The 15,314-nt window shown below is 66.3% G+C and carries 11 protein-coding genes; 6 read left to right on the top strand and 5 right to left on the bottom strand.

Annotation, left to right across the window (positions count from 1 at the left end; all coding sequences use genetic code 11):
• Nucleotides 1-84 precede the first annotated feature (84 nt).
• Nucleotides 85-669 (top strand): CBS domain-containing protein, encoded by a 585-nt coding sequence (locus KA712_22745; protein ID MCG5055786.1) that lies wholly within the window; start codon nucleotides 85-87, stop codon nucleotides 667-669.
• Here the strand turns inward: KA712_22745 and KA712_22740 are convergent, their stop codons facing one another.
• A complete protein-coding gene (locus KA712_22740) occupies nucleotides 670-1,983 on the bottom strand; it encodes a dicarboxylate/amino acid:cation symporter (GenBank protein MCG5055785.1) in 1,314 nt (437 codons plus the stop codon).
• A gap of 14 nt (nucleotides 1,984-1,997) precedes the next feature.
• Between KA712_22740 and tilS the strand changes: the two genes are divergently transcribed.
• The 3 genes from tilS (at nucleotide 1,998) to folP (ending at nucleotide 6,300) form a co-directional block, all read left to right on the top strand.
• Nucleotides 1,998-3,326 (top strand): tRNA lysidine(34) synthetase TilS, encoded by a 1,329-nt coding sequence (gene tilS / locus KA712_22735; protein ID MCG5055784.1) that lies wholly within the window; start codon nucleotides 1,998-2,000, stop codon nucleotides 3,324-3,326.
• Nucleotides 3,327-3,440: 114 nt separating this feature from the next.
• Nucleotides 3,441-5,318 carry an ATP-dependent zinc metalloprotease FtsH gene (gene ftsH, locus KA712_22730; protein ID MCG5055783.1) on the top strand — a complete coding sequence of 626 codons (1,878 nt, stop codon included), beginning with the start codon at nucleotides 3,441-3,443 and terminating at the stop codon, nucleotides 5,316-5,318.
• Between the two features lie 139 nt (nucleotides 5,319-5,457).
• On the top strand, nucleotides 5,458-6,300 hold the full coding sequence (gene folP / locus KA712_22725) for a dihydropteroate synthase (GenBank protein ID MCG5055782.1): 843 nt from the start codon (nucleotides 5,458-5,460) through the stop codon (nucleotides 6,298-6,300).
• 105 nt (nucleotides 6,301-6,405) lie between these two features.
• Here the strand turns inward: folP and KA712_22720 are convergent, their stop codons facing one another.
• A complete protein-coding gene (locus KA712_22720; protein ID MCG5055781.1) occupies nucleotides 6,406-8,601 on the bottom strand; it encodes a cytochrome c in 2,196 nt (731 codons plus the stop codon).
• Nucleotides 8,602-8,733: 132 nt separating this feature from the next.
• Here KA712_22720 and glmM point away from each other — a divergent pair, with 132 nt between their 5' ends.
• Both glmM and KA712_22710 read left to right on the top strand, forming a co-directional pair.
• Nucleotides 8,734-10,110, top strand: coding sequence for a phosphoglucosamine mutase (gene glmM / locus KA712_22715; GenBank protein MCG5055780.1), 1,377 nt, complete (start codon nucleotides 8,734-8,736; stop codon nucleotides 10,108-10,110).
• A gap of 16 nt (nucleotides 10,111-10,126) precedes the next feature.
• Nucleotides 10,127-11,704 (top strand): NAD(P)H-hydrate dehydratase, encoded by a 1,578-nt coding sequence (locus KA712_22710; protein MCG5055779.1) that lies wholly within the window; start codon nucleotides 10,127-10,129, stop codon nucleotides 11,702-11,704.
• On the opposite strand, the gene KA712_22705 is transcribed toward KA712_22710, so the two are convergent.
• Genes KA712_22705 through KA712_22695 form a run of 3 tightly spaced genes read right to left on the bottom strand, consistent with a single transcriptional unit; the run spans nucleotide 11,701 to nucleotide 15,313 of the window.
• Nucleotides 11,701-14,013: a caspase family protein gene (locus KA712_22705; protein MCG5055778.1), complete on the bottom strand. Its 2,313-nt coding sequence runs from the start codon at nucleotides 14,011-14,013 to the stop codon at nucleotides 11,701-11,703. The two genes, KA712_22710 and KA712_22705, sit on opposite strands and share 4 nt — an antisense overlap.
• Entirely contained in the window at nucleotides 14,013-14,801 is a 789-nt protein-coding gene (locus KA712_22700) for a hypothetical protein (protein MCG5055777.1), read from the bottom strand. Before KA712_22700 ends, KA712_22705 begins: the two co-directional genes overlap by 1 nt.
• A complete protein-coding gene (locus KA712_22695; protein ID MCG5055776.1) occupies nucleotides 14,801-15,313 on the bottom strand; it encodes a sigma-70 family RNA polymerase sigma factor in 513 nt (170 codons plus the stop codon). Before KA712_22695 ends, KA712_22700 begins: the two co-directional genes overlap by 1 nt.
• Between the last annotated feature and the right edge of the window lies 1 nt (nucleotide 15,314).

Genomic DNA, 15,314 nt, shown 5'->3' with positions numbered 1-15,314 from the left:
AAGCGAGCGGGTAGTGGAATCCGTCGGGCGGCGGGGCCAGACTTGGAGAAAGGGTCCCACCCAACCGGCACGAAGGAGGAGAGCATGCGTCGAAGGCGCAACGCGAGGCAGACGAGCCGCTCAGTACGGCCCGAGAGCTGTGTCGCCGAGGTGATGGGGACCAGTCTGTTCACCGTCACGCCTGATACGGCGGTGTCCGCCGCGTTGAGGCTCGCGGCAGACAAACACGTGAGTCACTTCTTGGTGGTGGATGACGGAGGCCTCACGGGCATCGTTTGCGACACGGATCTGCAGGGCGCCCGGCGCGAGACGCTGGTGGAAGACTGCATGACGAGTCCGGTCTTGTGCATCGGCCCCGAGACGACCATCGAAGAGGCCACGGGCATCATGGAGGAAAACGCCGTGGGGGCTTTGCCCGTCGTGACGGGGACCTTCCTCGTGGGGATGGTCACGCGGGCAGGGCTGGTGGCGCTGGACCTCGAATGGGATCGGGACGTGCAACGGAGCGAGGCCGAAGACGACGCTGTCTTTACCGCCGCTGCGCCTCTCACCTGCGTGGGTTGCGGAAGCCGGCGCCGTGTCGTGCGCGACGTTCGCTCGAATTTGATCCCGATGTGCGTTCGCTGTTTGGGGGGCAAAACGCTCGAGACAACACCCAAGGCGAATTGATCAAGCGCGATCGCGCCACCCGCTGACCCGCCTGGCCACGAAGGCCGCCGCAGCGAGGTCGCCCACGACGTTCACGGACGAGCGACACATATCGAGCAAGCGATCGATGCCGAGGATGATCGCAATGCCGGCGGGCGGCACCCCGAAGGTCGAAAGCAGCACCATCAGGAGGGGAATCGAACCACCTGGCACGCCCGCCACGCCAATCGCGGAGATGGTGGCAAGCAGCACCACCCCCACCTGCGCACTCAGGTTGAGCTCGACGCCAAACACCTGCGCCAAGAACAAAGCCGTGACCCCTTCAAAGAGGGCGGTGCCGTTCATGTTCATGGTGGCGCCGAGCGGGGCAACGAAACCGCTGACCTCTCGCGGAATCGCGAAGTCGCGTTCGAGCACACGCAAGGTGGTGGGGAGCGTTGCGCTCGACGACGACGTGGAAAAAGCCGTGGCCCATACCACGCGGCTCCGCCTCAGGAACGCGAGCGGCCGAACTCCTGCGAACACCTTGGCCATGGCCGGTAGGACGACCAGCGCGTGGGCGGCGAGCCCCGTGACCACCACCACCACATAAAGGGCCAACGAACGGAGCACGTCGAGACCGAAGCGGGCCATCACGCCAAAGAGCAAGAAGAACACGCCGAGGGGCGCCAGCCGCATGACGAAGGCAATCACGACGATCATGGCGTCGTTGAGCGCCTCGAGCACGCCCACGAGGGGGGCCCGCCGCGGTGCCGGTAGCGAGAGTAGGGCCGCGCCCAGCACCACGGCGAAGAAGATCACCGAGAGCATGTTCCCCTCCGCCATGGCGCCAAGGGGGTTCGCGGGTACGATCTCTACCAGCAGGTTCATACCCAGCTTGGCGCCCCCCGCCGCCGTGGTCATGCTGCGTGCGTCCCCGGCGTAAGTGGCCATGAGGCGATCGCGGGTTTCGCGGGCCAACGCCGCTCCGGGGTGCAGCAGGTTCACCAAGACGAGGCCGAGCGTCGTCGAGACGGCCGTGGCGCCCAGGAAAAACGTCATGGTGTACCCTCCCATGCGCCCGAGCCGTTTGATGTCGCCAAGTCCCACGATGCCCACGGACAACGAGGCCAACACGAGGGGCACCACCACCATGACGAGGCTGCGCAGCCAGATTCTTCCCAGCGGGTCAGTGACGTTGCGAAGAGTCCAGTCGAGCGTCGGGCTGTCGGCGACCGTGACGTTGGCAAGAATGCCCGCTGCGGCCCCCACGGCCAAGGCGGCGAAGATGGCGCGTGTGCCGGCTTCTCGGATCGGAAGCGGCTCCTGGTCGTGCAGCGGCTCTGCGGAAGGCATGGGCGCACGCTAACATGGCCGGCCCGGGCGAAAAGACGTTGCTCTCCAAGATCCTCGACACGGTTCGCACACATGGCTTGATCCCAGCGGGCGCGCGCGTGCTCGTGGGCCTCTCGGGAGGGGTCGACTCCCTGGCCCTGCTTTTGGGCCTGCAGCGGCTCGCGCCCCGTCTGCGCACGGAGCTCCTCGCCGCTTACGTTGACCACGGTTTGCGGCCCGAGGCGGCTGCCGAAGGCGCGAGGGTCAAGGCTACGTGCGAAGGCCGTGGGGTATCCTGCCACGTCGTGCGGGTCGACGTAGGCGCGCGGCGGGGCCCGCACGTGTCGCTTCAGGATGCGGCCCGGCGCGCGCGCCTCGACGCCCTCGCGGCGCATGCCGCCTCCTTGGGATGTCAAGTCGTTGCGCTTGGCCATAACGCCGACGACCAAGCAGAGACCGTGCTGTTTCGGATCCTCCGGGGCACGGGTGTCCGCGGGCTCGCCGGAATACCTTACCGACGGGGTGTGTTCGTAAGACCGCTCCTGGATGTGAGGCGGGCCGAGATCGAACGCTTCGTCGCGCGACAAGGGGTCGAGCCTGTGCGCGATCCCTCCAACGAGGACCGCCGCTTTTCGCGGGTGCGGCTCCGGCTCGATGGGTTGCCGGCGCTGGCGAAGGAAAACCCCCGCATCGTCGAAGCTTTGCTGGCGCTTGCGGACGATGCGCGCCTTCAGACGATGGGACGAAACGCGATCGTAACGAACGAGGCTTTGCCGGCCCTGCCGCCGAGAGCGTCAGCGCGGCTGGCGCGTCTGGCGGCCCAGGGAGGGAGCGCGAGCCTCGACGTGCCCGGAGGCCGGGTCGAGGTTCGTTACGGCCAACTGGCCTTCGAGGCGACGGGACGCGCGGCGGCTCGACCCCTTCCCGGAACGGCCAGGCTTGGCAGGCCGACCTCGGGGGGGCAGGTGGAGGTTGCCTGGCCCGGGAGTCCCTTCACGTTGGTCGCACGGCTTTTACCCGTGGACCTGGGCCCGAGGCCTGCGGCCCCCGGTGAACGGGGCCTGCACGCCAGGGACGCGGCGCTGTTCGATGCTGATTGTCTCGTGTGGCCGCTCACCGTGAGAAGCTGGCATACCGGGGACCGCCTGCGGCCGCGCAAGGGCCGGGGCCGCCGTAAGTTGCAGGATCTGTTCGTGGACGCCAAGGTGCCCCGAGACGAGCGCCCCCACGTGCCGGTGCTCGTCGACGCCGCGGGGCAGGTGCTCTGGGTGGCGGGTCTCCGCGCCTCCGAAACGGGCGCGCCCAACGAGGCGACGCGCACATGTGTGCAGATTGTGCTTGAAAATCGCCGTGATCTCGCGTGAGTCACTGGCAACCAGCTTGCGTTGACGGCATCGTATTGAGGGTCAATACTAGCCCTTCGTTCGTAGAAAGGACTGTAAGTGCGTCAAAGCCATAAGACGTTTCTGCTCTGGGTCATGCTGATCCTGGCCTTCTTCGTGGTCTGGCAGCTCCTCGGGCAGCGGCCCGCGCAGAACCAGGTTGCCTTTTCGACATTCATCCAGCAGGTCGAAAGCCATCCCGAAGAAATCAAAGCGCTCCGTGTGCGGATGAGCGACAACTTCGCTGAGTTCCAAGGCACGGAGAAAGACGGAACCCAATTCATCTCCACCGGGTACATCGGTGAGAGCCTGCTCGAGAAGCTCAACAAGTCGGGCGTGAACTACGAAGTGGTTCGCGAGGCCGAAGGCGGTTTTTGGCAACAGGTGATCATCACCTGGCTGCCCATGATCGTTTTGGTGGGGCTTTTCCTGCTCTTCATGAGACAGCTGCAAGTGGGCGGGGGCAAAGCGATGAGCTTCGGCAAATCCCGCGCGAAGCTGCTGTCGGAAAACTCGCGCAAGATTACCTTCGCGGACGTCGCGGGCATCGAAGAGGCCCGCGACGAAGTGGAAGAGATCATCTCATTCCTGCGGGACCCCAAGAAGTTCACGCGCCTCGGGGGGCGTATCCCGAAGGGGGTCCTGATGATGGGGCCTCCTGGCACGGGCAAGACCTTGCTCGCCCGCGCCATCGCCGGTGAAGCGGGTGTTCCCTTCTTCTCCATCAGCGGTTCGGACTTCGTCGAGATGTTCGTAGGCGTTGGCGCAAGCCGCGTGCGCGACCTGTTCGAGCAGGGAAAAAAGAACGCTCCCTGTATCATCTTCATCGACGAAATCGATGCCGTGGGCCGTCACCGGGGCGCAGGCCTGGGGGGCGGTCACGACGAGCGCGAGCAGACGCTGAACCAGCTGCTCGTGGAGATGGACGGCTTCGAGTCGAACGACGGCGTCATCCTGATCGCCGCCACGAACCGTCCTGACGTGCTCGACCCCGCGCTGCTACGCCCGGGGCGCTTCGACCGGCGCATCATCGTGCCCCGGCCGGACGTGAAGGGGCGTTCGGGCATCCTGAAAGTGCACACGAAGAAGGTGCCGCTTTCGGGCGACGTCGACCTCGAGGTTCTCGCGCGCGGCACACCGGGGTTCTCGGGGGCCGATCTCGAGAACCTGGTGAACGAGGCCGCTTTGCTCGCGGCGCGGGCCGACAAGGACCGCGTGGCACACCTGGATCTGGAGATGGCGAAAGACAAGGTCCTCATGGGACCGGAACGTCGTTCGCTCATCATCAGCGAGCGGGAAAAGCGGGTCACCGCTTACCACGAGGCAGGCCATGCGCTCGTGGGCAAGATGGTGAAGTCGACCGATCCCATCCACAAGGTCACGATCATTCCGCGAGGCCGTGCGCTGGGGCTCACCCAGCAGCTGCCCGAGGAGGATCGCCTGAACATGTCGAAGGAGGCGGCGGTGGACCAGATCGCCGTGGCCATGGGGGGACGCGTAGCCGAAGAGATCATCTTTGGTCAGATCACGACGGGTGCGTCGAACGATCTGCAGGTGGCAAGCGATCTGGCACGTAAGATGGTGTGCGAGTGGGGCATGTCCGACAAGCTGGGACCGCTGCACTTCGGGCACCGGGAGGAGATGGTGTTCCTGGGGCGCGACTTTAACGAGCAGCGCGACTACAGCGAGCAAACGGCCATCGAGATCGACGCAGAGGTTCGGCGCATCGTGACCGAGAACTATAACCGCGCCAAGCAGATCGTGGGCGAGCACGTCGAGAAGCTCAAGCGACTCGCCGAGGCGTTGCTCGAGTACGAGACGCTCGACGGCCAGGACATCGACCTGGTGTTCCTGGGGCAGCCCCTGGGGCGCCCCCCGGTGCCACGACCTACGCGGCCCGCCGCTGAGCCCAAGGTGGAAAAGGAAAAAGCCTCTTTCTTGCCAGGGCGTTTGCCCGAGCCAGAAAAGGCATGAGCCGAGGGCCCGTCCCGTACGCGTGACGGGGCAAGGCAAGGCAAGGCAAGGCAAGGGACGATTGACGGGCGGTGTGCCACCAGGCGCTCCGCCCGCTCGCTTTTCGAAGGGTCGAGGAAGGCCCTGATAGAATTACAAGATGCGCATCGGGACGACCGCGAGGGGCCGGGCAGACACCCTGTTGGCCGGAGTGCTGAACGTGACCCCGGATTCGTTTTCGGACGGCGGGCGCTTTGTCACCCCCGAGGCCGCCGTGTCCGCGGCGCTGAAGATGGTCGAAGAGGGCGCACACTGGATCGACGTGGGCGGGGAGTCGACGCGACCGGGTGCACCGATGGTCTCCCCGGCCGAAGAGCGTGCGCGGGTGCTGCCCGTCATCGAGTTGCTGGTGCCGGCGCTTGCGGGCCGCGCATGGGTCTCGATCGACACCTATAAAGCCGAGACGGCTGAAGCGGCGCTCCAGGCGGGGGCGCGTGTGGTGAATGACGTCTCGGGAGGTCTGATGGACCCTGAGATACTACGAGTGGCGGCACGCCACGAGGCTCCGATCGTGCTCGGGCACCTGCGGGGCACGCCTCAATCCATGATGGAGGCCGTGGCGTTTGACGACGTCGTGAGTGAGGTGCAACACGAGCTGGTGGAGCGGGTGGCGGCCGCGCGGGCGGCGGGGTGCGCTCGCCTCTTCATCGACCCCGGGATTGGGTTCGGCAAGCGGCTGGCTGAAAATCTGGCGTTGATGCGCGGTCTCCAAGGGCTGCGCAAGGCCCTGGGGCTTCCCATGATGTTGGGTCTGTCCCGGAAGCGCTTCCTTGGTGAGCTGACCGGGCGCAACGTGAACGAGCGAGGCATGGGTACAGCCGCAGCGCTCGCCTGGGCCGTGGCACAAGGGGTGGAGTGCCTGCGCGTGCACGATGTCGCCGCGGCAAAAGATGTCGTGGCGGTCTCCGAGGCACTCCTGCAGCCCCACCGCGGGCCGGACTAGCGAGCGCGGTCTCGGCTGTGGGGACTTCACGAGGCGGACATGAAAAGAGCCAGCCACACGAGCTCGTGTGCTGGCTCCTTTCGGGTCACACGGTGACCTCGTGGCTCAGGGGCCGCAGTGCTTGGGGTAGGTTAGCTCGCCGTAGCGGAGTGGACGCCGGTCGCAGGCTGCATCCACGGCGGCTTCGTATTCGTCTACGAGCTGCTTCGTCTTCGCGAGCGTCTCGGCGGACTCGTGCTTTTCCGAGAACTGGATGGGCATGGTCGACCTGTAAATGGGTCGCATGATCTCCCGGTCGCTCACCTTGCCGGTGCGCTGAATGTGCTCAATGGTAAGCAACATCATCATGCGAAAGGTGTTGCCCGCCAGGATTTTGTAGAGCGCGAGGGCCTCCGGATCCTTCGGCATCTTGTCGAGCTCGAGGCCGCGGTTGTAGCCCATGTAGTAGCCGTAGGTATGCGCCCAAGAATGGTCGATCCCGGCTGGCCCATCCACGTCCTTCTCTTTGCCCTGGTGTTCGTAGGCCGCAGCCAGGTTCTTGCGGAAGCGGTGATAAACCGTGTGATTGAAGTAGCCGCGCTCGTAGAGCTCGCCGGTGAAGTACTCGGACACTTTCGTCGAGTTGCTGCCGCTGGTGCGGTAGAGGGTGGTGTCGAAGAACCAGCCCACCCAGAACCACGCAAGCTTGAGGTCTTTCAGCATCGCCCGTGGGTCTTGCGCTTGGTCGATCTTCTCGACGGCGTCAGCCGGCAGGCCGAGGCAGGTATTCCAGCTTCCCCTGCAATCTTTGGAGAAGAACACGCTGTCGCGGGTGCGGGCCAGGTCACCCAGCTCCCAAAGGCTGTTTCGGCCGGGGAAGGGCGACGCGCTCATCTTGGAGAGGCCCGGTCGTCCCCGCAGCTCTTCGAGGAAGTGGTGCTGCGCGAAGAGCACGGACTCGTACTTGAGACCGTACGATCGGAAAGCGAAGTCGTCGTGTTCGTTGTAGCCGGGCGCCATGGCGTTCGGTGTGGTGACGCCGGTCAGCTTGGTGAGCGTTTTACCAGCGTCCTGGATGGCCCACAGGTTCTCCCACGTGGGGTTGGCGATGTACTTGTCGTGCAGGGCGTAGAGCGCTGTTTCGGCGGCTTTGTCCACCGGGATGTGGGGCCTGTCCGGGATCCACTCGTTGAGCGTGCCGTGCTCCTTGCCGTGGTGAATGTCTTCGGTCCAGCGGTTGAGCGGCATTCCGATGGGGAAGGTCCGGGGGTTGATGGCCAAAAGCTCGTCCTTGGCCTTCAAGGCCTCGGCCTTGGTGTCCAGCACGCCGTCGAAGAGCGTGGGGGCTGCCTGTTTGAGGTTCAGGCCAAACTTGTGGTCCCGTTCCGCGGGTGTGGCCCCCGAGATGACGAGGCCGCCCGGCTGGAAGGGCCGAAACTCGAGGAAGTTCTTCGGGCCTGCGATGCCGTACTTGGCGCGGATGGCGTGCACGAAGTCGATGACGGCACGCGTTTGCGCCTCGGTGATGTGCTTGAGCGCCCGGCGGAAGATCGTGGCGTCGTCGTAGCCGATGTACGCTAGGTCGATGGGCATCGGGCCGTGGCAGCTGGCACACGAAGCGGCTTCATGGTCCGGAGCGCGCCATTCTTTGAGGCCCGTCTCGAAGGCGCGCGCGATGGCCGCCTCGTCGAGCGGGCTTGCGCCGTTACAGCCGAGGGTCCGGTCGGCCTTGAGGGTCTTGCCCGCGAGGGTCACGTAGACCTGCAGCAGCTCGCTTTCCGAAAGGTGCGAATCCGAGAAGGCGGGCATCACGCCTGCCACGGCGCCTTCTTTGCCCTCGCGCACGATCTTCGAGAAGGCCTCGAAGCCCTTGTCTTCGGTGAGCTTCGGAAACTTGCCGACGCCCTGACCGGTGGCGCCGTGGCAGCCCGCGCAGTTGAGCGCGTAGACGCCGTTCAGCGTGGCCGGGTCGGGTTTGACCTCGCTTCCCGCCTCGATGCAGATGCGTTTGACGGGCATGGGCGCCTCGGGGCTTCCCCCCGTACCCCCCAAGGCACTGCCTTCCAGGCCGCCCGCTCCGCTGCCGGCGCCGCCTTGGTCGTCGGTGGAGCTGGATCCGCCCTGGCCCGCGCCGCCCTGACCGGATCCGCCCTCACCGTCGCGCCCGGCTTGGCCGCCCGTGTCGTCGTCGCTGCCCCCGGAGGTGACGCCCGGGGCACAGGCCCCCACGGCGAATAGCGATGCGAAAAGGGCCGTGCTGACGGCAAGTCCACCGCGCGTCGCGTCGCCGGTGCCCCTCAATGAACGAAGCTGCATGTTCATGGTGATGTGATCTTATGTGACGTGGGCGCCGTTCTCGTTACAGGAAAACGATCATGACCAACAAACGGGCACGGAGGCGCTTAGGCGCACGCTGACGTTCCTCCAGGCAGCGAGGTACACTGGCGGGACACCATGGCGAGCAATCCGACCACACGACACCTTTTCGGCACCGACGGCATCAGAGGCAAGGCGAATCAACACCCCATGACGGCGGAGGTGGCGCTGCGGCTCGGCATGGCCGTGGCGCACCGCTTCAGGCAAAAGGACCGGAAGGGGCGCATCGTCATTGGGAAAGACACACGGCTGTCCGGCTACATGCTGGAGAGCGCGCTCGAGGCCGGGATCGTGGCCGCGGGGGCGGACGCCATGCTGGTGGGCCCCTTACCCACGCCGGGGATCGCCTTCATCACGTCTTCGATGCGGGCCGACGCCGGCGTGGTGATCAGCGCGTCACACAACCCCTACCAGGACAACGGCATCAAGCTCTTCGCTGCTGACGGCTTCAAGTTGCCCGACGAGGTGGAGGCGGAACTCGAACGCGCGATGACCGCGATCGAGGACGGTGACGAGTCGTTCGCGGCCGGCGCGGACGAATTGGGTAAGGCGACCCGCATTGACGATGCGGAGGGCCGATACATCCAGTCGCTCAAGCACGCATTCCCCCGTGACCGCACGCTCGACGGCGTTCGGGTGGTGGTCGATTGCGCCAACGGCGCGGCCTACCAGGTGGCGCCCCGTGTTTTCGACGAGCTCGGCGCCGACGTGATCGAGCTCGGGGCCAGTCCCGACGGTCGCAACATCAACGAGCGCTGCGGCGCCTTGTTTCCAGAGAACGCGGCGGCCGAGGTGAAGCGGACCCGGGCCGAGGTGGGTGTGGCGCTCGATGGCGATGCCGATCGGGTGATACTCATCGACGAGCGCGGCCAGGTGGTCGACGGTGACCAGATCCTCGCGATTCTGGGACAGCACCTCAAGAAGCAGGGCCGCTTGCCTGGCAACACCGTGGTGGCCACCGTGATGTCGAACTTGGGGCTCGAGCGCGCGCTCGCAAGCCACGGCATCGAGCTTTTGCGCACCGCCGTGGGCGATCGTTACGTGGTGGAGGCGATGCGCGCGGGGGGCTTCATGCTGGGCGGGGAACAATCGGGGCACGTCCTTTCGCTCGAGCACGCCACCACGGGTGATGGCACGATGGCGGCCCTCCTGGTGATGGCGGTGATGACCGAGACCGGCAAGCCGCTTTCCGAGCTGGCGCGGGCCATGACGCGCTTCCCGCAAGTTCTGGTGAACTTCCGCGTTCCGCAGAAGATCCCGCTCGAGGAGCTGCCCGAGGTGCAGAGGGTCATCTGCGAGGTGGAAACGGAACTCGGACAGAACGGACGCGTGGTGGTGCGCTATTCGGGCACGGAGTCGAAGGCCCGTGTGATGATCGAGGGCAGCGACGAGGGGCACATCGCCGCGCGTGCCGAGGACATCGCGAAAGCGATGCAAAAAGCGCTCGCGCTCTAACGGAAGGGGCAGGCGGGTGGCACAGGTGTTCACGGCCGCGCAGGCCCGGGCCTCCGATGCGTGGGTGATGAACACGCTGGGGCTCCCAGGGCTCGTGATGATGGAGAACGCGGGCCTGGCGGTCGTGTACGCGATTCGCCACACACTGGCGGCACGCCCCCTTGCGCTCGCCGATGCCGATGTGGTGGTGGTGTGCGGGGCGGGGCAGAACGGGGGCGATGGCTTCGTGATCGCCCGGCATCTAGCGCTCGGCGGCGCCAAGGTGCGTGTGGTCACGGCGCTGCCTGCCGCCAAGATAAGGGGTGATGCCGAACGCAACCTCCAGGTGTTGAGAGGGCTTTCCCACGTGCCCGTGCGGGATGCGGGGCACGAACTCGACCGCCAGGTGTGGCAGGACCTCCTCGGCCAGCCCGATGTGATCGTGGACGCCGTATTCGGCACCGGCTTGAACGCGGACGTGCAAGGCGCACCCGCGGCCGCCATCGCGGCAATGAACGCGTGTCAGGCGTTGCGCGTGTCCGTGGATGTACCCTCGGGGCTCGACGCCGACAGCGGCCGCCAACGAGGTGTTGCCGTGCGCGCCGACCTCACGGTAACCATGGCGGCGCGCAAGTTGGGCTTTTGCGTGAACCCAGACGCTCCGGTGGGGGACGTGGTGGTTGCACAGCTGGGGGCGCCTGCGTTCGTGCCCCCTGAGGGAGGGCCGGTGGCGGAGTGGCTGGAGGCGGCTTTCGTGAGCCAGCTCGTGCCGCGTTTCGGGGCTGGTAGTCACAAAGGCTCTCGGGGGCATCTGCTGGTCATTGCCGGCGCGCCGGGCACGACGGGCGCGGCCGCGCTGTGTGGGCTTGCGGGCCTGCGGGCCGGTGCCGGGCTCGTCACGGTGGCGAGCACGCGCAAGGCTCAAAACGGCCTCGACGCGAAGCTGGCGGAGGTGATGTCGGCGGTTTATGCCGAAGGAGAGGACGCCGACGGTGACAGCTTCGACCTGGTCGTGCAGCTGTCGAGGCGCATGAAGGCGGTGGCTCTTGGGCCCGGCATTCCCACTGGCCCAGGTACGAAGGTCCTGGTCCAGCGCTTGGCGCGGGAGTTGACGTTGCCCACCGTGATCGACGCCGATGGGCTCAACCACCTGGGAACCGAGGTGGCGTTTCTGAAGGAGGCGGCGGCGCCTCGCGTGTTGACGCCTCACCCCGGTGAGATGGCCCGGTTACTCGGTGTCACCACGGCCGAGGTGCAGGGTGACAGGGTGGCAGCTGCACGGGCACTGGTCGACAAGAGTGGGGCGGTGGTGGTGCTCAAGGGTGCACGCACCCTGATCGCCACGCCGCTTGGGGAGCTGTTCATCAACCCGGCGGCCACGGCGGCTTTGGGTACCGCAGGCAGTGGGGACGTGCTTACGGGAACCCTCGGCGCGCTCCTGGCGCAGGGACTGTCGGCGCGCGACGCGGCTATCTGTGGTGTGTTCGCACACGGCGAGGCAGCGCTCGCGGCGTCCGAGCGGCTAGGCACCGATCGCCTGGTGGCGGGGGACCTGCCGCTTTCGATCGCCCAGCGCCTGTCGTCGCTCGGGGGCGCGCGTCCGCACGCGGGTTAGATCTGCACGCCCAGCACGAAACCCGGGAAGAGCCGCACGGTGGTATCGCCCTCGCGGTAGACCTTCTCGAAAACGCCGAGACCGGTCTCGTAGTCCTGCCCCTCCCAGGAGGTGAGTACGTTGTACGTGGGGCCGAGCGTGACGGCGAAGCTGCGCGCGATCTCGTAGCCCAACACCACCCGCAAGGTCCCCACGAGGCTGTCCCTTTCTCCGAAGTCGTCGCGGTTCCCCTGCTGCGTGGCGACGAGATCGATGTCGAGGAAGAGGGGCCCTCCCCACGGCGTGATATGTCCGCCCAGGCCCACGAAGGTGCTGTAGGTGCGGCGCTCGTCGTTACCGCTGCCAACGCCCCCGCCGAGCAGCGTGTACACGTGGCGGCCCCCCAGCTTGATGCCCAGGTTGCTCAGGCTGAGATCACTCGACCACAGCGCCAAGCGATGGTAACCGTCCTTGACGAGAGGCAAGAGCCCCAGTGACTCCCCCTCGACCGATGCGGCCACGTTGATGACCCCGATCTGCGCACCCCGCACCTTGCGGGCCACGTTGATCGCGGCAATTTGTGTGCCGCTGACGTCGCCTCCGATGTTCACCGCGGCGACCTGAACCCCGTTTAAACCTTCGGACACGTTGACGGCGCCCGCTTGCACACCTTTGAGCCAGCCGCCGTTGACGTTTACAGCCCCTGCTTGCATGCCGGTGAAGCCTCCGCCGTTGACGTTGACGCTTGCGGCTTGCAAACCGCGAAAGGCGCCGTCGTTGAAGTTGATGGACGCCGCTTGAAGGCCCGTGAAGTCACCGTCTGACCAGTTCAGGGACGAAAGCTGTGCCCCCTTGAAGGGGCCCCGGGACACGTTGGCCAAACCGGCACCCGCGAAGCCCGTAAATCCACCCGTGGCGATGTTGACCCCGCCAGCGAGTTGGGCGCCTTTGCCGAACCCCTTGGTCAAGTTGAAACCCGCCGCAAGTTGCGCACCCGACATGGTTCGTTCCACCATGTTGCCCGCGAGCGACAGTTGAGCGCCCTCGAGCTCATGTGAGTGCCCGAGCAATCCCAAGACGAACCGGTGGCGCACGGGTTCGTCGCCCCCACCGGACAGGCGAACGCCAGGGGCAGCCACCAGATCGAAGCCCACCTCACGCAGGGGGGCATCAAAGCGCGGAGGGCTATTTCCACGCACGGTGGTGACCAGGGCTTGGGTAGATCTGAAGTCGTTCTGTGCGAGCTGCTTACGGCTGCCTTGGCTCAAGGTTACCTTGGCCTCGAAGGGGCGCCCGTCGGCGTCGAGGAGCACGCGGTAGTCACCGGGCGACAAACCGAGCTCGACGGGATACACGGGCTCCTTGCGCAGTTCGACCAGAAGGCGCCCGGAGGCATCACGTACGTAGATGCGGCCCGCGAGCTTCTCGCCGAGCACCAGCGCCGCGTCGGTGGTGCGCAGATCGGTCATGACCAGGTCACCCGTGCCCGCGAGCTGGATGTCGTAAGCGGGGTGTTGAGCGCCCGCGCGGCTGTTTTCCGTGCGTCTCAGGGTCTCGTCGTAGGCGTATTGATAGGCCTCACCCAGGGTGACCCGCCCATCCCGGCTGGCGTCCGCGGCCCCGCGCAGACCAGAGACCAGGTAGTGGGTGAAGAACGCCGCGCCCACGCGGTCCGACTCTTGCGCCGATTCGTCGGCCGAGCTGGCGGTAAGGAACGCATGGCCCCGCGCATCCGTGCTGACGTCGGCCAAAAAGGGGGCCCGTATGGCCCCGCCCTTGAGCCGGATCAGCGCCCCGGAGGCGCACGAATCCAGCACGGCGATGCGCACGTCCGCGCCCAGATCCGAGATCCACTGGCGCAGCTCACGGTACGTGATGCGGTCTTTGCCCAACAGGAGCCCCTGCTCGTCGGAGTGGCCCGAGTAGTAGACGAAGAGTTCCCGGCGTGTGCCAGGCGTGGCGGGCTGGCCGAGCTGTGTCCGCAGCTGATCGAAGCCGCTTTCCACTGAGGTGCGGTTGGCGTTCGGCAAGAGGATGAGATCGCGGGGAGACAGACCGCCAAGCTGCATCAGGACATCGGACATCGCGCGGGCATCGGTGTTGGCGAAGCGAAGCGGCGCGCGCCCGGTGCCTCCGTCGTTCGACGAGACGATGAGGGCGAAGCGGCGCAGGCGGGGGCTTGCGCCCGTGGCCTCCTGGGCGTGTGCCCCGCGGGCCAAGAGCACGAGCAGACCCAGGAACACCAGCAGCGAGACCGTCACGTGCGTGAGGTAATGCAGCAACGCACGGGACAGAGGGTGTGCGGGCAGAAACGATCGAGGGGCGCGCATCACGGAAGCTCCTTATTCAAAGTCATCTCGAATCGAACGAGGCCTCGTGGCAGTGCTCCTCCTTGCCGCAGGGTCCGCAGGAGCGGCTCGGTGGCGAAGGGCTCGGCCGAAAGCAGAAGGACGAAGCGTTCGAAGCCCGGGGAGGCGTCGAGCTCGTAAGAGATGGGCAAACGCGTTTCGCCTTGGGTCGTCATGACCGCGGCGGCTCCGGGTCGTGTCGGAAAATGCAGAGTCGTGGTTTTGAGCGCATCCACCGATACGATGGCTCCGTAGGGCGGCGGCCCCCCCTTGGGATCACCCGGGACCACGTAGGCCAGCTGCAAAACGTCACCCGGGCTCACGGTGTCCTGTGCGGTGAGCCTTTGAGGCGCGCCTTCGTGCTTACGGTAGACGATCAGGTGCGGCGCGAGGCCCTTGATGCCCACGTACTCCTCTTGCACGGAGAGCGTGTTTTGCCCCCTGCGTGTCTCGGCGGCTGGGGTCAACGCCACCAGGGCGGCGGCACCGGCCACACCCAACGCGAGGGCGGGCAGGAGAAACGGCCGAGGCCTCGCGGCGGCAGGGTTTTGCGCCAGACGACGCCGGATCTCGCGGGCGGCCTCAACGGGAGGATGGGCGGCCAAGATGGCCACATCGTCGTCGCGCAGGTGGAGAAGCGCTTCCTCGGCACCTCCGGGCTGTGCCGCCAGCTTGGCTCTCAGGGCTGCGGCTTGGGCCGGAGGCAGCTCGCCCTGGGCCAGGCGTTCGAGCAGGTAAGAGGGGACGTGGTGTTCGGGCCGCTTGGACATCACTGCATCTCCAGGGCAGGGGCGAGTTCGGGCGTTTCCGCGGGAAGTCGCGCTTTGAGAGTTCTCAGGCGTTTGCGCACGCCTGACACCGAGAGGCCGACCTCGTGGGCCACTTCTTCGAGGGTGAGGCGATCCACGTAGTGCAACACCGCGATCTGCTGCGTGGACTCCGGCGTGTCGGAGAACAAGCGGTCGAGGATGCGCCGCCCGAGCGTGCGGTTTTCGTTCGAGGCCAAATGACTGATGTGGGTGAGCAAGACGGTGTCCGGATCGGTGTCGTGTTCGGGGTGGCGGCGCGCACTGCGGAGCTTGTTGAGGCAAACGTTGGTGGCGGTCGTGAGCAAGAGGGCGGCGGGGGCCTCCTCCGTGAGGCGTTCCTTGCGACGCAGCATCTCCACGAAGGTGTCGTGCATCGCGTCCAGGGCCTTTCCCTCGTCTTTGAGCAGGCGGCGACAGCGTCGCAGGACCATGGGTCCGTACTGCCGATAGAGGTTTTCCACGTCGAGCGCCATG

The sequence above is a fragment of the Myxococcales bacterium genome (genome assembly GCA_022184915.1).
GTDB lineage: Bacteria > Myxococcota_A > Polyangia > Fen-1088 > Fen-1088 > JAGTJU01.
This window is presented reverse-complemented; position numbering and strand designations above follow the sequence as displayed.